We start from the raw sequence: 15,889 nt of genomic DNA, 5'->3' as shown, positions 1-15,889 counted from the left end.
AAGCGGAGCCCTCACGAGACATGGACGTTGTCACGCGGTTTGCCCCCTCTCCCACTGGCATGCTCCATATTGGAGGCGCCCGGACTGCACTTTTCAACTACCTTTTCGCGAAACACAACAACGGGAAGTTTCTTCTCCGGATCGAAGACACTGACCGTGAGCGTTCCACACCGGAGGCGACTGCGGCCATTCTGGAAGGGATGGAGTGGCTCGGGCTGACTTCTGATGAGCCGCCGGTCATGCAATTCGAGCGCGCACCCCGGCATGCCGAAGTCGCAGAAGAAATGATCCGTCGCGGGACCGCGTTCCGCTGCTATGCCACACAGGAGGAGCTGCAGGCGCGGCGGGACCTCGGTGAGGAAAAGCGAAAAGCCGCAAAAGCGGAAGGTATATCCGAGGAAGAGAAAGCTTCTTTGCTGGAAGAAGCGCATGCCCTGCTCGCCCCCTACCGGTCGCCCTGGCGCGACGGTGCCCCACCCCCGTCGCCAGATGCCCCTTACACCGTCCGCCTGCGGGCGCCTGAGAGTGGAGAACGCATTCTGGAGGATGGCGTTCAGGGCACAGTCCGCATTCAGGCAGATGAGCTCGACGACCTGATCCTGCTCCGCGCCGATGGTACGCCGACTTACATGCTGGCGGTAGTCGTTGACGATCACGACATGGGCGTCACACACATCATCCGCGGTGATGACCATTTACGGAACGCGTTCCGCCAGATCCCGATTTATGAAGCCATGGGCTGGGACATTCCGTTCATGGCTCACGTTCCGATGATCCATGGGGCCGATGGCGCAAAGCTCTCAAAAAGGCACGGTGCGCTCTCGACACTGGCCTATCGCGACATGGGTTATCTGCCTGAGGCGATGCGGGCTTATCTGCTGCGGATTGGCTGGAGCCACGGTGACCAGGAAATCTTCACAGACGAAGAAGCTGTCGCCGCATTTGATGTTTCCGGTATCAACCGGGCGCCCGGCCGGCTCGACCTCGACAAGCTCGGCCAGGTCAACTCGCACTTCCTGCGCCTGGCCAGCGATGAGCGTCTGTTTGAACTGCTGAAACCTTACTGGGAAGAAGAGGCACCAATCGGTGAAGCTGAATCCCGTCTACGGGCGGCCCTGCCCCACATGAAGGACCGTGGTACAACTTTACCGGAACTGGCGCAGGCTTTTGCGTTCCTGTTGACCAAAAGACCACTGGAAATGAACAAGAAAGCCAGAAAGGCTGTTGCTGGAGAAGGACTTGACCGTTTGCGCGGCTTGCGCAACGAACTGCAGCAGCTGTCGGATTGGACGGCTGAACAGATATCTGTGACGATTGCTTCTTATTGCACTGCACAAGGCCTATCTATGGGGCAGATAGGCCCTCCGTTGCGCGCTGCGCTCACAGGCGGACTGCCAGCACCGGATATTGCGCCGGTACTGGAATGGCTCGGCCGGGACGAAGCGCTTGGAAGAATTGAAGATCAACTGGCGCCGGAAAATACTCCGGGCGCCTGAGAAACAAGAAGGGTTTGAAGGTTAAGGCTGATGGAAAACAAGACGAAAAAAACCGGCACCGCAAAACTGGATGTTGCTGGTAACTCCTACGAACTACCGGTCCTTTCCGGGACGCATGGTCCTGACGTGATCGACATCCGCCGGGTGTACGCAGAATCGAACCATTTCACATTCGATCCGGGCTTCACCTCCACGGCCAGCTGCGAAAGCCAGATTACTTTCATCGATGGGGATGAGGGCGTTCTTCTCCACCGGGGCTACCCGATCGGGCAGCTTGCTGAACAATCCACCTTCCCGGAAGTCTGCCACCTGATCCTGTATGGTGAACTTCCGACAAAGTCCGAGCTTGAAGACTTCAACGACACGATCAAACAGCACACCCTGCTTCACACCCAAATGGATCGTTTCTTCGAAGGGTTCCGTCGCGACAGTCATCCAATGGCAATGCTGACAGCGACGGTTGGCGGTCTTGCCTCCTTCTATCCGGGCGCCATGGACAGCGAGGATCCAGAAGAGCGCCGTCTAAACTCGATCCGTCTGCTTGCCAAAATGCCGACGCTCTGCGCGCGTATACTGAAGTACAATCTGGGCCAAAAGTTCGTCGATCCGCGGAACGAGTACTCGTACGCAGAGAACTTCCTGAATATGTGTTTCTCGGTCTCGGCGGAGGATTACAAAGTCGACCCGGCAATCGCCAAGGCGATGGATCGCTTCTTCATCCTGCACGCTGACCACGAGCAGAACGCCTCGACCTCGACCGTCCGCCTTGCCGGCTCCTCGGGGGCTCACCCGTTTGCGGCCGTTGCAGCTGGCGTGGCCTGCCTCTGGGGTCCCAGCCATGGTGGCGCTAATGAGGCCTGCCTGAACATGCTGCACGAAATCGGCTCGGCAGACCGGATTCCGGAATTCATCGAAAAGGCCAAGGACAAGAACGACCCCTTCCGCCTGATGGGCTTCGGTCACCGCGTTTACAAGAACTACGATCCGCGCGCCAAAGTCATGCGCGAGTCGGCCCACGAAGTGCTGGACCTGCTCGGTCTAAAGGACACGCCGATCCTCAAAGTCGCGATGGAACTGGAACGGATCGCGCTCGAAGATGAATATTTCATCGAGAAAAAGCTTTATCCTAACGTCGACTTCTATTCCGGCATTATTCTCGATGCGATCGGCTTCCCGAAGCAGATGTTCACCGTCCTGTTCTCGCTTGCCCGCACAGTTGGCTGGGTTGCTCAGCTTAATGAGATGATCGACGACCCGACCCAGCGGATCGGCCGTCCGCGCCAAATTTACACCGGCGCCGCCAAACGGGATTATGTCCCGCTCGACAAGCGCTAGGACGCGCTGAATTGAATTTTCGAACGCCACCTGTTCAGACAGGTGGCGTTTTCTTTTATCGCTGTCCCACCGGATATTTGCCATTCCCATTCGCCCCGACTCCTTGCTAAAGGCTGCGCCATGAAAACCGCTGTCATCGTCTTTCCCGGTTCGAACTGCGATCGTGACGCTCACGACGCATTGCTGAAGGTGACGGGCAAAGCCCCGGCCATGGTCTGGCACAAGGACGGAACCATCCCGGACGGGACGGATTTCGTCATGGTCCCGGGCGGTTTCTCATACGGCGACTATTTGCGCTGCGGGGCGATGGCTGGAAATTCTCCGGTTATTTCCCAGCTAAAGGCGCACGCCGAGCGTGGCGGCTATGTTCTTGGCGTCTGCAACGGATTCCAGATCCTCTGCGAGACGGGGCTGCTGCCTGGTGCACTGATGCGAAACGCCTCGCTGCACTTCGTCTGCCGCCCGCAGGCGCTCAAGGTGGAGACAGCAAACACCGCTTTCACCAGTGCGTATGACGGGCGGAGCGAGGTCATCATCCCGATCGCGCACCATGACGGCAACTATTATGCAGACAACGAAACGCTGGACCGCATTGAGGGTGAAGGCCATGTGGCCTTCCGCTACGCCGCTGGTCAGAACCCGAACGGCTCAGCCCGGGACATCGCAGGCATCCTAAGTGAAAATGGGCGCGTACTTGGCCTTATGCCCCACCCGGAGCGCGCGATTGGCGGCCATGAAGGCGGAGATGACGGGCTCGGAATGTTCGAGAGCCTGTTGAGCGCAGCCTGAAGCGCTGGTCAGTTCCTGCCCGCCCCGGTATGAGGCAGGTATGACTTCTTCTGTTGATCCGAACACCTTGTCAGCCCGCCTGTCTGAAGCGTCTGCGCTTCGCAATGCCGGACGCGTTCCCGAAGCGATTGCTGCATATCGCGATGTCCTCGCTATGGAACCCAACCTTCCCGACAGCTGGTACAATCTTGGCTGGCTGCTCCGCCGCAATGGGCAACCTTCCGATGCCCTGAAAGCTTATGAAGAAGCACTGGCAAGAAACATTACGGCCCCCGAAGAAGTCTGGCTCAATATTGGCGTTATACACGCAGATGATTTCCTGAAACCGGATGCGGCCATTGAGGCTTATGAGCAGGCACTGAAGCTCAAGGAAGACTTTGTTCCAGCCCTCTTCAATCTGGCAAACACGCATGAAGACCTTGGACAGGTCGAACGCGCTGTCGCGCTCTATCAGAAGATCCTGGAAATTGCGCCCATGGAAGCCGAGCCTTTGGCGAGGATCGCCAATATAAGCCGGCCGACCTCGCTGGAAGACGCGATCGTCAAACACGTCGACGAAGCCCGAGTCCGGCAGGACATCCCTGCAGCATCTCGCGCCAGTCTTGAATTTGCCTTTGGCAGAATGCTCGACTTCCTTGGCGAGTATGATGCTGCCTTCGCCGCTTATGAGCGCGCAAACCAGGCTTCAGAGTCCGTGCGTCCGCCCAATTACCCGGGATTTAACCAAGGCCGGAGCGAAGCCATTGTGGATGCGCTGAAGGCAATGCCGGCTCCATCGGCGCGAAGCCTGCCCCCTTCCCCGATACAGCCCGTATTCATCCTCGGACAGTTCCGCTCCGGCTCGACCTTGCTGGAACAGATCCTCTCCGGCCACAGTCAGGTTTCGACCATGGGTGAGCTGCCCTTGCTGGCTCAGATCGGTGCCAAGCGGTTTTCTCCTTATCCTGCAAAGCTTGCAGACGCTTCAGAGGAAGAGCTGGCGAATGCGCGGGGAGAATACTTCAAAGGTCTAGAAAACCGCCGTTCGGGTCTTTCAGGTATTGTGACCGATAAGCGCCCGGACAACTATTTTCACGTCGGGATGATCCTGCGCCTCTTTCCGGAAGCTAGAATTCTTCACACGGTGCGGGATGCGCGGGATGTTTGCCTGTCGACGTTCTTTGCCCATCTTGATCTGCATCAGGTGCATGCAACGGATCTCAAGAATATCGCCCGGCACTACAGGGCTTATGAAGAGCTGATGGCCCATTGGAAATCACTGGCGCCAGATCAGATTCTCGATGTCCCCTATGATACGCTTGTAAACGAACCGGAACAGGAAGTGAGAAGAGTCCTCGATTTTCTTGGGCTGCCTTTTGAGCAAGCCTGTCTCGAATTTCATGCCTCCTCCGCACCCGTGAAGACCGCCAGTGTCTGGCAGGTGCGCGAGCCACTTTATACACGCTCCTCCGGTCGTTGGCGGAACTATGAAAAACATCTCGGTCCAATGATGGAGGTTCTCGATGGCAAAACACGCTGAATTGATTGCGAGCCTGCCGAAAGCAGAACTGCACCTTCACATCGAAGGCAGTTTTGAACCGGAAATGATGATGCAGATTGCGGAGCGAAACCGGGTCGAAATTCCATTCAAGACACTGGAAGAAGCGAAAGCAGCCTACAATTTTTCGAACCTTCAGGAATTCCTGGATCTTTACTATCAGGGCATGAACGTCCTGCGCACGGAGCAGGATTTCCACGACCTGACCTGGGCTTATCTCAAGCGGGCAAAGCTCGACAACGTCCAGCACGTCGAAATGTTCTACGACCCGCAGGCTCATACCGGACGCGGTGTGGCGTTCGGAACCGTGACCGAGGGCATTCTCTCCGCGCTGAAGCAGGGAGAAAAGGAACTCGGCATCAGTTCGATGCTGATCATGAGCTTCCTGCGCCACCTTTCGGAAGAGGACGGCTTTGCCCTGCTCGAGGAATCGAAGCCCTGGCATGACAAATTTGTCGGTGTCGGACTCGATAGTTCGGAAGTTGGACACCCGCCTCTGAAGTTCGAGCGCCTGTTTGCCCGGTGCCGTGAACTCGGGTTCAAACTCTGCCTGCATGCCGGGGAAGAAGGCCCGCCTTCCTATGTCAGGGAAGCGCTCCTGGACATTGGCGCGGACCGGATCGATCACGGAAACAGGTCCATGGAGGATGCTGGCCTGATCGAAATTCTGCGCGACACACAAACGCCGCTGACCAACTGCCCGCTGTCAAACCTGGCCCTATGCGTGATCGACGATCTGAAACAAAGCCCCCTCAAGGCGCAGCTTGAAGCCGGTTTCCTCGTCACCGTCAATTCAGACGATCCAGCCTATTTCGGTGGGTATATCAATCGGAACTATGAGCAGATCAGTGACGCGCTCGACCTGTCTGCTCAACAGGTGGTTCAGCTGGCCAAGAATAGTTTTACGGCATCGTTCCTGCCGGAAAACAAGCGCTCACATTTCATACAAAAAATTGAAAACGCCTGAGGGGTTTCCCACGAAAACGCCCGAAATGGGCTGTTTGGGTGTGCGCTGACTCACACTTGGAGGTTTATTTGGCAGTGAAACTGCTCTTTTTGGAGTCACTCTAAGTGTGCCCCTACCGTCACAGTTTTATAACAATATAGGTTATTGCAGCAATATTCTTCCAACTCTCCCTGTTTTCAGAGCTGATTCGGCATTAACTGGCCCGGTGAGGTTAAAAAACAGACAGGAGTGTAGAATTATGACTAAGGTCAGATCACTACTTTTGACGGCATCGACCGTCGCATTGGCCGCCAGCTTCTCGCCAGCTTTCGCCCAAGAGAACACCGACACCAACGCCAGCGAACTTCGTCAGGGCCAGGTGGTTGTTACGGGTACCCGCACGGCCAATCGCACCGCGCTTGAGACTGCCGTTCCGGTCGACGTCTTCCCGGTCGAAGAACTGACGGAAACAGGACGTGTTGAGCTCAACCAGATCCTCAGCACGACCGTTCCGAGCTTCAACTTCAACCAGACCGCCATCAATGACGGTACGGACATCATCCGCCCCGCCACGCTGCGCGGTCTTTCCCCTGACCAGACACTCGTTCTGGTGAACGGCAAGCGCCGCCACTCCTCCTCTCTGGTCAACATCAACGGATCCGTTGGACGCGGCTCAGCAGCAGTCGACCTCAACTCCATCCCGACCAGTGCCATTGGCAACGTCCAGGTCCTGCGTGACGGCGCTTCGGCCCAGTATGGTTCCGACGCGATCGCCGGCGTGATCAACGTCATCCTCCGCGAAGCCGATCATGGCGGTGGCCTGAATGTCCGCTACGGCGCGAACGTCACCGACCCGGAAGGCCTGAACCGCAGCGAGATCGACGGTCAGACGACCACGATCGGCGGCTGGTCCGGCTTTGGCCTCGGAGACAATGGCTTCCTGACGGTGTCGGGTGAGTATTCCCTTCGCCAGGCAACGAACCGCGCGGGTCTCGACCCTCGCCAGCAATTCCCGGATGACCCGGCCTATGCCGAAGTCGAACGGAATTTCGATCGCCTGAACCACCGCTACGGCAACGGCCGTTCCGAGAACGTGAACTTCTTCTTCAACTCCGGCTACACTCTGGAAAGCGGTGTCGAACTCTACGCGTTTGGCGGTGTTCAGGATCGCGAAGGTGAGAGCCCCGGCTTCTATCGTCGTGCAAACGACTCCCGCAACGTACCGGAAATCTATCCGGGCGGCTTCCTGCCGGTCATTGGCGGTGATGTGACCGACTATTCTCTCGGTGGCGGGATCCGTGGTGTCGCAGGCGGCTGGGACTATGACGTGAGCGCTGTCTATGGCTCCAACGAGCTGGACTACTCGGTCAACAACTCCCTCAACGCGTCTATCGGACCGACCAGCCAGACGTCGTTCGATGCCGGCGCTCTGGCCTTCGACCAGGTCACCGTGAACGCAGACATCGTCAAAACCTTCGACAACCTTCTGCCGGGCGAAACCTCGCTGGCATTTGGTGCCGAATATCGCGACGAGAGCTTTGAGATCACGGCCGGCGAGGAAGCCTCCTACATCCAGGGCCCGCTCCCGGCAGCTGCTGGCAGCCAGGTTTTCCCGGGCTTCACGCCGGAATCCGAAGTTGACGTCAGCCGCGATGCTGCCAGCATCTACGGTGAAGTCGAGTGGGTGCCGAACGCACAGACCCTGCTATCTGCAGCTGTCCGTTACGAAGACTATTCTGACTTTGGTGACGCCGTGACCGGCAAGCTTGCCGGCCGCTACGACTTCACCGACCAGGTTGCAGTTCGCGGCGCTATCTCGACGGGCTTCCGCGCACCAAGCCTGCAGCAGCAGTACTTCACGGCTATCTCCACCAACTTCATTGATGGTGTGCCGTTTGAAGTCGGGACCTTCCCGGCCACGTCGCCAGCCGCTGTCGCACTTGGTGGCGGCCAACTGGACGCCGAAGAATCGACCAGCTACTCGCTCGGTCTCGTTCTGACACCGACCAATGACTGGTTTGTCACGATTGATGCCTATCAGATCAACATCGACGACCAGATCTTCCTGACGGAAAACCTGGGTGGTGATGACGTTGATGCCGTTCTCGCTGCTGCCGGTGTGACGGGCGTTCAGCGCGTCCGTTTCTTCCAGAACGGTATCGAGACCGAATCCAAGGGTGTCGACATCGTGACGAAGTATGCGTTCGACTTTGGCGACATGGGCTCGCTCGACGCCTCTGCAGCGTTCAACTACTCGAAAACGGAAGTCACGCACGTTCCAGACAACACGGTTATTCCGGATCTGACCCTGTTCAGCCGCTCCAACACGCTGACCCTGGAAGAGAGTGCCCCGGAAACGAAGTTCATCCTTGCCGGTAACTACACCTACCAGCAGGCTGATTTCGTCCTGCGCGCAACGCGCTTCGGTGAAGTTCTGGTTCCGTCGAACACCCCGTCTAACGACTTCACGTTGGATGCCGACTGGATCATCGATGCGTCTGTGAACTTCAACGTCACTGACAAGTTCAGCGTTGGGGTCGGTGCAGACAACCTGCTTGACGAGTATCCGACGATGACGCCGGATGGCCTGAACTTCAACGGCATCTTCCCGTATTCCAGCCGCAGCCCCTACGGCTTCTCGGGCCGCTTTGTTTACGCCCGCGCCAGCTATAACTGGTAAGCAGCGCCTCCGGTGTTCTGCCGGATAGCGGATTAAATTTGAGATGGGCCTGCCTTTTTGGGCGGGCCCATTTCTTATTCGGGCCTTATCTCAGGTCAGCGACCAGTTTGATGGCAATAGACGCTGGCGACTCGTGGCATTTGCCGCTAAAGCCCGGCCATGACCGATACGACTGCAATCCTCGACCATCTCACCGCCGAGCAGGACGAAGCTGCCGGCCTGGAACATGGCATCAAGGCAGACGAGTGGGACCGGCTCGTCACACGCCTGAACCGAAAGCCTAATCTGGTTGAATTGGGCATCTACTCGGTGATGTGGTCGGAGCACTGCTCCTACAAATCGTCCCGCCGTCACCTGTCCAAATTCCCGACCAAGAACGACCGGGTGATCCAGGGGCCGGGCGAGAATGCGGGCGTGATCGACATCGGTGACGGACAGGCAGCCATCTTCAAGATGGAGAGCCACAACCACCCGTCCTATATTGAACCCTATCAGGGTGCGGCGACCGGGGTCGGCGGCATTCTGCGGGATGTTTTCACGATGGGCGCGCGGCCAATCGCACTCGTGAACGCCCTGCGCTTCGGCTCTCCGGACCACCCCAAGACCCGCAGTCTCGTCGCAGGTGTTGTCGCAGGCATCGGCGGATACGGTAACTGCGTCGGCGTGCCGACGGTCGCGGGTGAAACCCAATTCGATGAAGGCTATAACGGCAACATCCTCGTCAATGCGATGGCTGTCGGCCTCGCAGATCAGGACAAGATTTTCTATGCCCGCGGCGCAACGCCTGGCAATCCGATATTTTATGTTGGCTCCAAGACCGGACGGGACGGTATCCATGGCGCCACGATGGCGTCGGCTGAATTCTCGGAAGGCGATGAAGAAAAGCGCCCTACTGTTCAGGTCGGTGATCCGTTTACGGAAAAGCTACTGATCGAGGCCTGTCTCGAACTGATGGCAACGGACGCCATTCAGGCCATTCAGGATATGGGGGCTGCCGGCCTTACCTCCTCCTCCGTCGAAATGGCCGACAAGGGTGGCATTGGCGTGGAGATGGACCTGGACAAGGTTCCCCAGCGCGAAGAAGGCATGACCGCCTACGAAATCATGCTGTCGGAAAGCCAGGAGCGCATGCTCATGGTGCTGAAGCCCGGTAAAGTGGACGTCGCCAAGGCGATTTTCGACAAGTACGACCTCGATGCGGAAGTGATCGGTGTCACCACCGACACGGGTCATCTCGTGCTGAAGCAATTCGGCAAAGTGGTTTGCGACATTCCGGTCGCACCCCTCGCAGATGATGCGCCAAACTATGATCGTCCCTGGAACGAGCCGCCGAAACGCGCCCCATTGGACATAATAAAATATCCGGAGCCGGAGGATTATGGCGCTGTCCTGGTCCAACTGATGTCCTGCCCCGACATGGCCTCCAAGCGCTGGGTCTGGGAACAGTATGACCGCCATGTGATGGGCGATACGATTGACTCGTCACAATCCGGCGGTGATGCAGCCATCGTACGTATTCACGAAACGAACAAAGCGCTCGCCATCTGCTCTGACTGTAATCCGCACTATGTCGCGGCCGACCCGTATGAAGGCGGCAAAGCTGTTGTGGCAGAGGCCTACCGGAATCTTTCCGCAGTCGGCGCAATACCGATTGCGATCACGGACAATCTCAATTTCGGAAACCCGGAAAAGCCGAACACGATGGGCTACATCGTGAAAGCCATTGAAGGCATGGCTGAGGCCTGCCGGAAACTCGACTTCCCGGTCGTCTCCGGAAACGTCTCCCTCTACAATGAGACCGATGGCGTTGCGATTCCGCCAACGCCTGTTGTCGGCGGCGTCGGGCTGATCGAAGATCTCTCTAAAACAGCCACCCTAAAAGGCGCACAACCTGGTGACGCGCTCTACGTCATCGGCGCGACCGAAGGCGCCCTTGGAGCCTCTCTGTACGCGCGCGTTATCCTTGGCCTCAAAGGTGAGGAAGCTGGGGCCCCTCCGCCTGTGAAACTGGCTGAAGAAGTGCGTCTTGGCGGATTTGTCCGCAGCCTGATTCAAAGCGGTCTGGCCAATGCGGTTCACGATGTCAGCGATGGCGGCATTGCGTGCGCGGCAGCGGAGATGGCCATGGCATCTGCCTGCGGCGTCAAGCTCATGCCGGGCTGCCAGCCGGAAGACAATCGCGCTGACCTCGGATTTTTTGGTGAAGATCAGGGCCGCTACCTGATTGCTGCGAATGAAGACCAGGTCCGTGCATGGGAATCCGAAGGCTTCCTGCTTACCGAGCTGGGCAAGTTCGGCGGCGACAGCATCGTCCTCAAAACTGGTTTGGACGAAAATGGCAAGGAATTCTCCATTACACTCTCCTCGCTCCGCGAAGCGTATGAAGGTTGGCTTCCGGCCTATATGAATTCGGTCGACTAGAATGCAGAAACCCTCCCCGATTTACATCGGAGAGGGTTCCGCAGTCTGGCTCTTCAGATCAGGTGCTGATCAGAACTTATAGCCGACGCCCAGCATTACGCCATTCGTATCGGTATCTTCGAACGAATAGTAGGTGTAGTCACCTTTCAGGTAGACGTTCTCCGTCAGGTCATAGCTGAGACCAGCACCGAAGGCCGGACCTTCTTCGGCATCTTCAATCGTCGTCAGGGTTGTGCCACCAGGCGTCTGGATCGATGCATCAAGATCGACATAGGCATAGCCGGCGCGACCGTAGACATCAAGTCGGTCCGTCAACGGAACTTCCGCTTTGCCGTACAGGCCGACCAGGTAGTTCAGGCCGATGTCGCCAGAAGCTGCGATCAGATCGTTAAAGTCGCCATCATTGTTGTCGTCGAGATTGAATGAGTCTTCGTCAACATTGTAGTCGAATTCCCCGTCATCGATGCCGGAAGCCAGCTCACCCTCGATGCTGAAAACCGGATTGAACTGATAGCCGAGGCGTGCCCCAATTGCGTTGGTGTCGACGCCGCTGTCTGCCCCATCGGGCTCAATCTCAAGATATTGGTAGCCGCCTTCGAGATAGAGGCCGTTTTCCTGTGCGGCGGCTGCACCTGCGATACCTGTGGCGACTGTTGCTGCCAGAATGTACTTCAGCATGATTTCTCCTTCCAGAAAATTTGGATTTGTTCATCCCGCCAGTACGACAGGGATGATGGTCCAACGGCGGTGGATCGAGAGCGTTCCTTTCGGATTTAGGGAAAGCACATCTGTTGTGGAGAAAACACGGTTCCATCGACATTCCATTGATTGGAAATAATTCAGTACTTACCGTGGTTTGCTGCTGTGATTTTTCCGCGACTGCGTCGAAATCAATAAAATAACGAAAATACGTAAGCAGATTAAGATACCGAAACCTTCGGTTAAGTCCTGAAATGCTTATTCGGAGGAAAGGGACCCTTCGACTGGCCGGGCAGTCATGTCGAGCTCATCCAGCGACTGATCTGCCGCGATGGCGGCCATGACCAGCGTCTCTGCTGAATGGACAAAGAACCCCATAGGGATCGCATCATAATCATCCGTTGGCTTATGATAGTCCGAATGGTCCTCCACACCGAAATAGATGAATGGAATACCAGCATCATGAAAGGCCGCCTGGTCCGACAGGCTTGTCCAGTCGTCCGGCCCCTGCTCCGGCCGGTCATGGCCCATCAACAAAGTCACACGCGAATTGGCTGCGACGTTTTCAACAAGCGGGGCCAGCCCCGGATAATGGTAGGTGCCGGAAGCATACAGCTCGTCCTTGTCGGAGCGGCTTACCATGTCGAAGTTGAGGTTCAGCGCGATACGGGAGAGATCGACCTCTCCGGACCGGATCAGAGCGCGCGCGCCTAATTGACCCTCTTCCTCTCCATCGACCAGGGCGAAGAGAATGTCGTGCTGTGGCGTGTGCCGGCTGAACCAGTCCGCCACCGCAATGAGCGATGCTACGCCGGAGGCATTGTCGTCTGCTCCATTGTAGATTTCGCCATCTACAATGCCGAGATGGTCATAGTGCGCGGAGATTACGAGCATCCTGCCGTCTCCGGGATTTTGCCCCTCGACGAGCCCCAGAAGATTCACGCCCTGGATCGGCTGGTCGCTGTCGGACTCCGGTGGTGGCAGGATCGTGAAAGGGTGTTCGTAGGAATTGCCGATTTTCGTCAGGCGCAGCGTTTCAAACCGCTTCCGCAGAAATCCTCTCGCGGCCTCATTGCCAGGCGTGCCGATCAGACGCCCCTCCAACGCATCATTCGACAGGAGTTCCGTGAGATGCAGCAGCTCACCCGCGTCGACATAGTCAGATTGCGGGAGTGCTATCGTCTGCTGTGGAGGATCCTTGGGCGTGTTCAGATACCAGACCAATGCTAAGGCCAGGAAGGCAAAGAGCCCCGCGGCAATCGTCCAAACCTGTTTTCTCATTGAGAACTCCGCTGAATCTGAAGCCGGACGCTAGAAGCCCCCTCAATCAGGTGCAAGGCATCCACTGTCGCGCTTGACGGGCTGACCTCAGCAGCCCAAGTGAACCCGGATTGTGAGGAGAACCCCATGGGCATGTCGCGCGAAATTCTGATGGAGCACCTGACCGAAGCTTTCCCGGAGGCTGAAATCATTCTCACCGATCTCGCGGGCGACAATGACCATTGGCAGGCCGAGATCGTCAGCCCGCAATTCGCCGGTATTCCGCGGGTGAAACAGCACCAGCTGGTCTATGCGGCGCTGAAGGGAAAGATGGGCGGCGAACTCCACGCGCTCGCCCTAAAGACCCGCGCGCCCTGACACACAGCCCGCAGATTGACCTTACGAAGGGTTCACGGTCTTCTCCGCACAAATTGAGGAGATCGTCCATGAGAAGAATCACCCTTTCCGCCAGCATCGTCGCGCTTTGTGCTGCCATGACAGCCTGTGCAGCAGGTACGACGCCCGAGGGGGAAGAAACTGTCGTTACAGCACCTGAGGTAGATGAAACGGCTGCCGAGATCGCCGAGGCAACCGCCTTCGTTGCCCGTGCAGAAGCTGAACTCGCCGCACTCAGCAAGGTCACAGCCCTCGCCTACTGGGCCAACGAAACCAACATCACGGACGAGACCGACGCCGCTGCTGCTGAAGCCGGCGCGAAGATGACCAAACTCGCCGTCTCGCTCGCCAACGAGTCGAAGAAATATGATGTCGACATCATGCCCTATGATGTTGCCCGCAAGATCCGCATCCTGCGCAGCGGTATCACTATTCCTGCCCCGTCCCGCGAAGGCGCCGCAGAAGAGCTGTCTGCGATCACAACCGATCTCAGCTCCACCTATGGCAAGGGCAAGTTCGAATACAAAGGCGAGATGATCAATCTGGACCAGGCGTCCACGATCATCGAAACCTCCCGCGATCCGGAAGAACTGAAAGCGGTCTGGGAAGGCTGGCGCACCGTCTCACCGCCGATGAAGGATAATTACGCCAAGATGGTCGAGCTCGCCAATGAGGGCGCGCAGGAGCTCGGCTACCCCACGCTGGATAAGATGTGGCTGTCCAATTACGACATGCCGCCCGAAGAGATGGAAGCCGAAGTCCAGCGGCTATGGAGCCAGGTCGAGCCGCTTTACAAAGACCTGCACTGCTACGCCCGCACCAAGCTGAACGCGCAATATGGCGATGATGTTCAGCCGGCGACCGGCCCCATCCGAGCAGACCTGCTCGGCAATATGTGGGCCCAGCAATGGTCTTCGATCTATGACATCGTGAAGCCGGACACAGCACCGGTCAGCTATGACCTGACGACCCGGCTGAACGAACAGGGTTACACCCCGATCAAAATGGTCGAGACCGGCGAAGGCTTCTTTACATCACTCGGTCTGGAGCCGCTGCCGGAAACCTTCTGGGAGCGCTCCATGATCGTGCGTCCGGAAGGCAAGGAAGTCGTCTGCCACGCCTCTGCCTGGGACCTGGACGACGAAGAAGACGTGCGCATCAAGATGTGCACCGAGGTGAATTCGGAAGACTTCTTCACGGTCCACCACGAGCTCGGCCACAATTTCTACCAGCGCGCCTACAAGGACCAGCCTTACCTCTACAAGAATGGCGCTCATGACGGCTTCCACGAGGCGATCGGGGATTTCATCGCCCTGTCGATCACGCCGGAATATCTGGAGCAGATTGGCCTGATCAGCGAAGAAGAGAAGCCCGGCCCGGACGCCGATACGGCGCTGCTGATGCAGACCGCGCTCGACAAGATCGCCTTCCTGCCCTTCGCGCTGACGGTCGACAGCTGGCGATGGGACGTTCTGAACGGCACGACACCGCCTGAAGACTATAACAAAGCCTGGTGGGACCTGCGCCTGAAAAACCAGGGCATCGTTCCGCCCGCATCGCGCCCGGCTGACGCCTTTGACCCTGGTGCCAAGTATCACATCCCCGGAAATACACCTTACCTGCGCTATTTCCTTTCCTTCGTGATGCAGTTCCAGTTCCACAAGGCCGCTTGCGAGCAGGCCGGGTGGGAAGGCCCGCTCCACCGCTGTTCGATCTACGGCAACAAGGAAGTCGGGGAACGCTTCAACGAAATGCTGGAAGCCGGCATGTCCCGCCCATGGCCGGAAACGCTGGAGAAATTCACCGGCACGCGTGAGATGGATGCCAGCGCCATGGTCGAGTATTTCGAGCCCTTGACCGAATATCTGGACGAACAGAACAAAGGCCAGTCCTGCGGTTGGGACTAGGTTTAAGCTGAACGGGATGGGGCGGCGCGCTTGACGCCGCCCCTTATCCACCACACATCACGGGAAATCCGGAGATACGACCATGACCGACCAAGCCACACTCGACGCCATCAAGACGGCCGTAGAAAGCAATGATGTTGTCCTCTTCATGAAGGGCACACCGACTTTCCCGCAGTGCGGCTTCTCATCCGTAGTGGTGCAGGTGCTGGACTATCTGGGCGTTGAGTATGTCGCGACGAACGTTCTGGAAAACCAGGCCGTCCGCGAAGGCATCAAGGTCTATTCCGAATGGCCGACCATCCCTCAGCTTTATGTGAAGGGCGAGTTCGTCGGCGGCTGCGACATCGTCAAGGAGATGTTCGAAAGCGGCGAACTGCGCGATTTCCTGAAGGAAAAAGGTATCGAGCTGGAAGACGCCTGATA

At 57.5% G+C, this 15,889-nt stretch carries 12 protein-coding genes; 10 read left to right on the top strand and 2 right to left on the bottom strand.

Translation table 11 applies throughout. The annotated features are described in order from the left end of the window. The first annotated feature begins 20 nt into the window (after positions 1 to 20). The 7 genes from gltX (at position 21) to purL (ending at position 11,204) form a co-directional block, all read left to right on the top strand. Positions 21 to 1,496, top strand: a complete 1,476-nt coding sequence (gene gltX / locus HJA_RS12140) for a glutamate--tRNA ligase (protein WP_035582626.1) — start codon at positions 21 to 23, stop codon at positions 1,494 to 1,496. 30 nt (positions 1,497 to 1,526) lie between these two features. Next, positions 1,527 to 2,831 carry a citrate synthase gene (gene gltA, locus HJA_RS12135; protein ID WP_035582624.1) on the top strand — a complete coding sequence of 435 codons (1,305 nt, stop codon included), beginning with the start codon at positions 1,527 to 1,529 and terminating at the stop codon, positions 2,829 to 2,831. Between the two features lie 120 nt (positions 2,832 to 2,951). Beyond that, the gene (purQ, locus tag HJA_RS12130) at positions 2,952 to 3,620 is read left to right on the top strand and encodes a phosphoribosylformylglycinamidine synthase subunit PurQ (RefSeq protein WP_035582623.1); all 669 of its coding nucleotides are present in this window, start codon (positions 2,952 to 2,954) and stop codon (positions 3,618 to 3,620) included. Positions 3,621 to 3,660: 40 nt separating this feature from the next. After that, positions 3,661 to 5,139, top strand: a complete 1,479-nt coding sequence (locus HJA_RS12125; protein ID WP_051597635.1) for a tetratricopeptide repeat-containing sulfotransferase family protein — start codon at positions 3,661 to 3,663, stop codon at positions 5,137 to 5,139. After that, positions 5,123 to 6,124 (top strand): adenosine deaminase, encoded by a 1,002-nt coding sequence (locus HJA_RS12120; protein ID WP_035582621.1) that lies wholly within the window; start codon positions 5,123 to 5,125, stop codon positions 6,122 to 6,124. The genes HJA_RS12125 and HJA_RS12120 overlap by 17 nt, the downstream gene beginning before the upstream one ends. A 238-nt stretch (positions 6,125 to 6,362) precedes the next feature. Beyond that, positions 6,363 to 8,783 carry a TonB-dependent receptor plug domain-containing protein gene (locus tag HJA_RS12115; RefSeq protein WP_035582619.1) on the top strand — a complete coding sequence of 807 codons (2,421 nt, stop codon included), beginning with the start codon at positions 6,363 to 6,365 and terminating at the stop codon, positions 8,781 to 8,783. Positions 8,784 to 8,942: 159 nt separating this feature from the next. Next, complete coding sequence (gene purL / locus HJA_RS12110) at positions 8,943 to 11,204, top strand: phosphoribosylformylglycinamidine synthase subunit PurL (protein WP_051597634.1); 2,262 nt, start codon at positions 8,943 to 8,945, stop codon at positions 11,202 to 11,204. Between the two features lie 69 nt (positions 11,205 to 11,273). Here the strand turns inward: purL and HJA_RS12105 are convergent, their stop codons facing one another. Together HJA_RS12105 and HJA_RS12100 are read right to left on the bottom strand one after the other, a co-directional pair. Then, positions 11,274 to 11,882, bottom strand: coding sequence for an outer membrane protein (locus HJA_RS12105; protein WP_035582617.1), 609 nt, complete (start codon positions 11,880 to 11,882; stop codon positions 11,274 to 11,276). A 279-nt stretch (positions 11,883 to 12,161) separates the two neighbouring features. After that, positions 12,162 to 13,184 carry a M28 family peptidase gene (locus HJA_RS12100; RefSeq protein ID WP_051597633.1) on the bottom strand — a complete coding sequence of 341 codons (1,023 nt, stop codon included), beginning with the start codon at positions 13,182 to 13,184 and terminating at the stop codon, positions 12,162 to 12,164. A 126-nt stretch (positions 13,185 to 13,310) separates the two neighbouring features. Between HJA_RS12100 and HJA_RS12095 the strand changes: the two genes are divergently transcribed. The 3 genes from HJA_RS12095 to grxD all read left to right on the top strand — a co-directional run bounded on the left by HJA_RS12095 (position 13,311) and on the right by grxD (position 15,887). Beyond that, entirely contained in the window at positions 13,311 to 13,541 is a 231-nt protein-coding gene (locus tag HJA_RS12095; RefSeq protein ID WP_035582615.1) for a BolA/IbaG family iron-sulfur metabolism protein, read from the top strand. Positions 13,542 to 13,609: 68 nt separating this feature from the next. Then, positions 13,610 to 15,466 (top strand): M2 family metallopeptidase, encoded by a 1,857-nt coding sequence (locus tag HJA_RS12090; protein WP_035582613.1) that lies wholly within the window; start codon positions 13,610 to 13,612, stop codon positions 15,464 to 15,466. A gap of 82 nt (positions 15,467 to 15,548) precedes the next feature. Next, on the top strand, positions 15,549 to 15,887 hold the full coding sequence (gene grxD, locus HJA_RS12085) for a Grx4 family monothiol glutaredoxin (protein ID WP_035582611.1): 339 nt from the start codon (positions 15,549 to 15,551) through the stop codon (positions 15,885 to 15,887). Positions 15,888 to 15,889 lie beyond the last annotated feature (2 nt).

Origin of the sequence: Hyphomonas jannaschiana VP2, assembly GCF_000685215.1 — a bacterium.
GTDB lineage: Bacteria > Pseudomonadota > Alphaproteobacteria > Caulobacterales > Hyphomonadaceae > Hyphomonas > Hyphomonas jannaschiana.
The sequence above is the reverse complement of the archived record's forward strand: the minus strand, read 5'-3'. Positions and strand labels throughout refer to the sequence as shown.

What these genes read in the sequence shown, in the direction of transcription:
- HJA_RS12105 (WP_035582617.1), bottom strand. Translation starts at nt 11,882, where the DNA reads ATGCTGAAGTACATTCTGGCAGCAACAGTCGCCACAGGTATCGCAGGT.
- gltA (WP_035582624.1), top strand. Translation starts at nt 1,527, where the DNA reads ATGGAAAACAAGACGAAAAAAACCGGCACCGCAAAACTGGATGTTGCT.
- HJA_RS12125 (WP_051597635.1), top strand. Translation starts at nt 3,661, where the DNA reads ATGACTTCTTCTGTTGATCCGAACACCTTGTCAGCCCGCCTGTCTGAA.
- HJA_RS12090 (WP_035582613.1), top strand. Translation starts at nt 13,610, where the DNA reads ATGAGAAGAATCACCCTTTCCGCCAGCATCGTCGCGCTTTGTGCTGCC.
- gltX (WP_035582626.1), top strand. Translation starts at nt 21, where the DNA reads ATGGACGTTGTCACGCGGTTTGCCCCCTCTCCCACTGGCATGCTCCAT.
- HJA_RS12115 (WP_035582619.1), top strand. Translation starts at nt 6,363, where the DNA reads ATGACTAAGGTCAGATCACTACTTTTGACGGCATCGACCGTCGCATTG.
- HJA_RS12120 (WP_035582621.1), top strand. Translation starts at nt 5,123, where the DNA reads ATGGCAAAACACGCTGAATTGATTGCGAGCCTGCCGAAAGCAGAACTG.
- grxD (WP_035582611.1), top strand. Translation starts at nt 15,549, where the DNA reads ATGACCGACCAAGCCACACTCGACGCCATCAAGACGGCCGTAGAAAGC.
- HJA_RS12095 (WP_035582615.1), top strand. Translation starts at nt 13,311, where the DNA reads ATGGGCATGTCGCGCGAAATTCTGATGGAGCACCTGACCGAAGCTTTC.
- purL (WP_051597634.1), top strand. Translation starts at nt 8,943, where the DNA reads ATGACCGATACGACTGCAATCCTCGACCATCTCACCGCCGAGCAGGAC.
- purQ (WP_035582623.1), top strand. Translation starts at nt 2,952, where the DNA reads ATGAAAACCGCTGTCATCGTCTTTCCCGGTTCGAACTGCGATCGTGAC.
- HJA_RS12100 (WP_051597633.1), bottom strand. Translation starts at nt 13,184, where the DNA reads ATGAGAAAACAGGTTTGGACGATTGCCGCGGGGCTCTTTGCCTTCCTG.